Below are 5,449 nucleotides of genomic sequence, written 5' to 3'. Positions count from 1 at the left end.
CTCCACCCTCGAACGCGGCATCCGCCGAGACGACAACCTCGCCAACGCCTACCGCGACTGGCTCACCGCCGCTTGACAGCCAATAGGAGCATCAACGATCGTCATCAGCCGTTCGCGGACCCGCGGGCCGACGAGCGAGAAAGGCTTGTAGGCCGTTTCCTGTCGTCGAAGCCCGACCCTCTCGAGGCCGGGAGCGACCTGCTGGTCTCCACCGGTGACCGCACCGGGGAGGCGGGGGCGGTGGCGATCGGTAGGGTGGCGGTGCTGGAGCCGGTCTTGGCCAGGTGTGGGCAGGCGATTCCGGTGGCAATCGCTGTTCGAGAACCGCGTGGAAAATACTCCGACCAAGCAAAGGGCATGGCACAAGTGATCTCTCGACTCAAGGATCAGCTCCCCGGGCTTGTCGAGGTTTCCGAGGGGCGACGGGTTGACTGGTCTGTAATCTCCGGTGAAGTCGGACTTGTGCTTCCGGAAGACTACATGGACCTCTCGCGATCATTTCCGACGTTCTCGATCGATGAATTCATCCTGGTGTCGACTCCGTCGCCGGGTCTCGAGATGGAGTATGCCGCTTCGATCCGGCTTTCGCGGGAGGTGTTGGCTGACGATGTCCTGGAAGGTGATGTGCCCGGCGAGCACCTGGTGACGGGTGAGGCGGGGCCGGAGGCCGCGCTTCTGCCATGGGGTGGAACAATTGACGGGGATGAGATCCTCTGGAATACCTCCCACCCTGACCCGGAGCAATGGCCTGTTGTGTTTCGCGGGCGTGGCGGGGGTTGGTGGACGTATAAGGAGGGGATGGTGTCCTTCTTGGAGGGGATATATTCCGGCCGGATCGACGCTCCAGGGCTTCCACCGTCCTTTCGGGCGTGGGGGCGGCAAGTCCGTTTTCACGGTTTCTGAGGGGCCTCCCGCACCGCCGGCGCGCCCGCGGGCGTGACCGGGCTCCCTCGGCCGTCGGACCACCGGCGTGGTTGTCGGTGCTGCCGGATACGGTGCGGCTCGTCGGGCCGGACGGAGATCGTGAGGGACTCGCGGCCATGGGGGGTGGGTGGGAAGGTCCCCGGCATCCGGCCCGGGACCGGAGTGGTATCCGTGTCCCCACCCCCTTCTCCGTCCACCCGGCCGGTCGTTGCTCAACCGGCCGAGCGAAGTGCTCAGCCACAATCCGCTGCAAGGGGCACGTTCGCCCCGTGGCACCCGTTCAGGCGTCTGACGATCAGGACGGGGAGGGCGTGATGACGGTTCGGATGTGGGCGGTGCCGGGGCGGGTGGAGTCGCTGTGGTGGGACGGGGAGGACCTCGTCGACCTGGTGGGGGGCGGGCACCGGTGGGGGCCGGGCGGGAATCGCCGGGAGACGTCGCTGCGGTGGGGGTTCCCGTTCGACCAGGTGGTGGTGGCGCCCTCCGGGCGGTTCGCCGTGGTGTACGCGGAGCGCGGGACCAAGGGGCTGGTGGTGGAGACCGGAGGGCCGAAGGTGCTTCGGGAGATCAACCGGAGCTACTACTGTGCGGAGGACTTCGACTACCCGGTGGCGATCGGTTGCCTGCCGGACGGTCGGGAGATCCTGGCGCACTGTCCCGAGGACTACAACCGGCTGCAGATCGAGGACCTGGTGACCGGGGAGCGGCTGACCGAGGGCGAGCGCGGCACGGCCGATGTCTTCCACTCGCGGCTCGCGGTGAGCCGTGACGGGCGGCACCTGCTGTCGGCGGGCTGGGTGTGGGCCCCGATCGGGGAGGCGCACGTGTACGAGCTGGCGGCGGCGTTCGCCGACCCGGCCACGCTGGACGCGGACAGTGTCTTCACGCCGTACGCCGGGGTCGACGCCGAGGTGGGCGCGGCCTGTTGGCTGGATGAGGACCGGCTGGCGGTCGCCTCCACCGACGAGGCGCTGGGGTGGGACCAGGAGCCGGTGTTCGGCACCATGCGGCTCGGCGTCTGGTCGGTCGGCCGGCGCCGCTGGCTGCACCGCAACCCGGTCGACCACCTCACCGGCGTGCTGCTGGCCCGCGGCTCCCAGGTGGTCTCGCTGAACGGCCACCCCCGGCTGGTCGACACCGGAACCGGCCGGGTGGCCGCCGAATGGCCCGGGGTGACCGTCCCTGCGAAGGCCCACTGCTACGGTGCCGAGCACATTCCCACCCCGATCGCCGCCGTCAGCCCCGACGGCACTCGCCTCGCCGTCGCGCAGGAGGACGGCATCGCCGTCATCGACCTGCCGGAGCACCGGCCTGCCTGAACCGAAGGCCAGGCGCCTGCCGTCGCCGGGCGCGGTGGCCGGCCCGGGAGCGGGACGACTGACGCCCGACCCCGACCCGTCGGCCTCCGCCCTGTGAGGTCGTGGCGGTCGCGGCCAAGGGAGGTGCCCGGTTTCCTCGGACACGGCCGGAGCGGTTCGGAAGGCGGCGCGGCGCTGCGGGCCTCCTCCTTAACTTCTCGGAGCCGAGAGTGCCCCGGTCGTACCGCTGGTGTTCGCCGAGCTCGGAAGGGCTCTTCCTCGTGAGGCGCTCGCGCGGGCTTGTCCGGTCGCCTGGCCGGGGGGCGGCACAGGCCGGCGGGGAGCGTCGTTCCGGGCGAGCGATATTCGGAGGCTCGTGGCAGCGGTGACTCGTATCGTGTGCGAGCGAGGATCGTCCGTCAGCAGGGGAGAAGTGTGGGGTCCGAGGAACACCTGGCGTGGGGGTGGGGCTTTCCGGTCCGGTACCTCCTGGTGCGGGAGTACGACGACGATGACGGCCGGGAGAGGAGCGACCTCTGGGGGCGGTGCGCCGAGGTCGAGGGGCTGTTCATGGACCCGCCTCCGCTGCCGCGTGAGGTCCTGACGCTGCGCGGCTGCCCGCGGGCGAGCGCGCTGGCCCGGGCGGCGACGCGGTCGAACGATCCGGTACGGCTGCTGGGCGACGTGAGTCTCTTGATCCACCCTGAGGATCCCACGGCCGCCAGCCCCCGGTTCCGGGACCTGGAGAACGTGGCCGTCCTGGCCCACCGGCCCGCGCCCGGTGATCCCGATCACGTGGACATCACCGTGGGTGCCGGCGTCGAGGACGCCTGGGACCCGCGGTTCCGTCCGGCCCCGCGGATCGACCTGTGGGCGGACTCCTCCCTGCCGGCCGACGATCCGGCGGGCAGCTGCCTGTCGATCGACGGCCTGTCCGCCCCGCGTCCGCGGCGGCAGATCCAGCCGCTGCACCTGATCGGCTGCGAACCCGCCGAACCCCTGCTGGCCGAACTCCGCTCGCCGCGGCTGAAGGACGACCAGGTCATCGCATTGTGGGCCCTGGACCGCAACGGCCGCCGCATGACCCGGTACGACCTCTACCTCCGCCCCGGTGACGTCCGCCCGTCCGTCCTCGGCGGGACCCTGATCGATATCACCGTCCCCGACCCCAGCGGCGGCGCCCACCGCCTCCCCTGGCTGGCCGACCGTCCGACCCTGGCCGCCCGGCGCGTCTGGGACGTCTGGTACGACGGCGTCCCCGCCCGGCCCAACCAGTGGGCCCCGTTCGACGAGAACGGCCGCAAGGAGTGGCTCCACCTGTGCCGCATCGGCCCCTACGGGCCGGGCGTCGGCCGTTCCGGCGGGACGTACCACCTCGACGGACGGCACGCCACCGACCGGAGCGGACTGCTCCTGGCGCTCGGTGAAGCCCTGATCGGCCCCGGCGGCACCTACGGTGGCGACCTCGACTCGGTCGACGATCATCTGGGTGGCGGGCCCTCCGTCTTTGCACCGTTCACCCTCGTCTGGCACCACGCCGACATCGCCCGCGCTGCCTTCGAGGGTGATCCCGACCCTCGGGGCTCCTACTTCGAGAGGACCGTGGACCTTCTGAAGGACTCCGACGTCACCGTCGAACTCCGGTGAAAACGTTGACGGGAGGCCGGCGGCGCCCGCTGCGAGGTAGTCGGCGAGCTCGACGGTGCACCTGACCCGCTGATCCTGTTCCGTTCCCGCGACAGCGGGGCGGCCGTTCCTTCACGCTCCGAGGCGTCGGTCAACGTCGCGTGAAGGAACGGCCGTTGGTGAAAGGCCTCGCCCCTGAACAGTCCGGCGGGGCCGCACCGGGCGTCCTGTCTCACCTCCCGCCCGGTTCCACGACCGCTTCCGAACCCGCCGGTGCGCTCCTGTTCGAGGAGCCGTTCCGCCCCATCGGTAGCACGCGTCATGAGTGGACGTTACTGACGTTGGCGTTTCAGGGTGATGGTGGTGGCAGATCCAGAGAGAGCCCGGTCCCGGCAAGGAATCCGTCGAGGATGTCGGGGCGGTACTGGAGCCGTTTGAGCCGGTTGCGGACGAGGGCTTCAAGACGGTCGACGGCGACCGAGGAGAGGTTGGCCAGGCTGTGCTTGACGTGCGCCCAGAGCCACTCCACGGGGTTCAGGTCCGGCGCGTAGGCGGGCAGGATGTATATGGTCAGCCAGCTCCTGGCGGCCACCAACTTGCGCATCGCGTGGGAGACATGGGTGTTCAGTCGATCCCAGACCAGCACGATCGGCGCCTTCACCAGATGGTGGATACCGTCGATCAAGCCGATGTAGTCGCGCTCGGACAGGCTCCGCCGCTCGCCCTTGCGACCGGTGTGCCGCCGGATGCGGTGGGACAGCCGGGTCCGGAAGCCTGGCCGCACGGCGATCAGCCCAGCGACCGAGACACGTCCGCAGCGGCTGCCGGAGACCTTCACGACCGGGGTGACGCCCCGCCGTCCCCAGGTGCGTCCACGGGGCGGCCTGCGCGTGAACCCGGCCTCGTCTTCGAAGCAGACCCACCCGTCGCAGTCCGCCCGGGATCTTTTACCTCCTCCCAGGTCACCTCCGTCCACGCGGTGACGGCCTGCTCGTCACGTTCCGCGGCCCGCCTCGCGGGCATCTGCGGGCTGAAGCCGAGCCGGTGCATCAGCCGTGTAGCGCCCGAGACGCTGTACGAGACGTGGAACTTCCGCCCGATCAGCGTGGCCACCCGCGCAGCCGTCCACATCTGGTCCTCCACCCAGCCGTGCGCGGCCGGCCCCTGGTCCAGATACGCGGCGAGCTTCTCCAGGCAGCGCGAGGACAGACGGCACCGCGACCCACTTGGACCGCGCGACGCCAGCGCCTGCACACCGCCGTCGCGCCACAACTGGTGCCACTGGTAAGCGGACTTCGGGCTCACCCGCAGACGCCGGGCGACCTCCAGCGGCTTGACCTCCTGCTCGAACAGCTCAGCTGCTTGCATTCGCACCGACTCCCGGCGCACCCGTCCCGCGGCGGTCAGCCCGCCCCCATCCGCATATCTCACACACCATCGGATACAGCCACCATAACGAGCCCGTCAGGCAAACCGGGACACTTCACCCTGACGAGCCGAAGTCAGTATGTCCGTTTCTGGTAGCGGCCTCGTCCGGGTTGGGTGAGGAAGCCTTGGCGGGTGAGGCGTCCGAGGCGGCTGCGGGTGATGTTGACGGACGC

4 protein-coding genes are annotated in these 5,449 nt (G+C 70.1%); 3 read left to right on the top strand and 1 reads right to left on the bottom strand.

From position 1 onward, the window contains the following. Positions 1 to 72: 72 nt before the first annotated feature. From ACWEQL_RS40600 to ACWEQL_RS40590, 3 genes are all read left to right on the top strand, one after another. Positions 73 to 903, top strand: a complete 831-nt coding sequence (locus ACWEQL_RS40600) for a hypothetical protein (RefSeq protein ID WP_452156348.1) — start codon at positions 73 to 75, stop codon at positions 901 to 903. Positions 904 to 1,238: 335 nt separating this feature from the next. Then, positions 1,239 to 2,243 carry a hypothetical protein gene (locus ACWEQL_RS40595; RefSeq protein ID WP_452156346.1) on the top strand — a complete coding sequence of 335 codons (1,005 nt, stop codon included), beginning with the start codon at positions 1,239 to 1,241 and terminating at the stop codon, positions 2,241 to 2,243. Positions 2,244 to 2,657: 414 nt separating this feature from the next. After that, complete coding sequence (locus ACWEQL_RS40590; protein ID WP_452156344.1) at positions 2,658 to 3,869, top strand: barstar family protein; 1,212 nt, start codon at positions 2,658 to 2,660, stop codon at positions 3,867 to 3,869. A 328-nt stretch (positions 3,870 to 4,197) separates the two neighbouring features. Here ACWEQL_RS40590 and ACWEQL_RS40585 read toward each other — a convergent pair. Further along, positions 4,198 to 5,279, bottom strand: a protein-coding gene (locus ACWEQL_RS40585) for an IS630 family transposase (protein ID WP_452156342.1) whose coding sequence is annotated in 2 segments (ribosomal slippage) — positions 4,198 to 4,794 and positions 4,797 to 5,279 — 1,080 coding nt in all. Because the reading frame shifts where the segments join, the coding sequence is not laid out codon by codon here. Positions 5,280 to 5,449: the final 170 nt, after the last annotated feature.

The organism is Kitasatospora sp. NPDC004240 (genome assembly GCF_053603215.1).
Note: the sequence above shows the minus strand (reverse complement) of the source record. Positions and strands in the feature narration are given on the sequence as shown.

Bases quoted from the DNA above. Each gene is read 5' to 3' on its own strand.
- ACWEQL_RS40595 (WP_452156346.1), top strand. From the start codon at position 1,239: ATGACGGTTCGGATGTGGGCGGTGCCGGGGCGGGTGGAGTCGCTGTGG.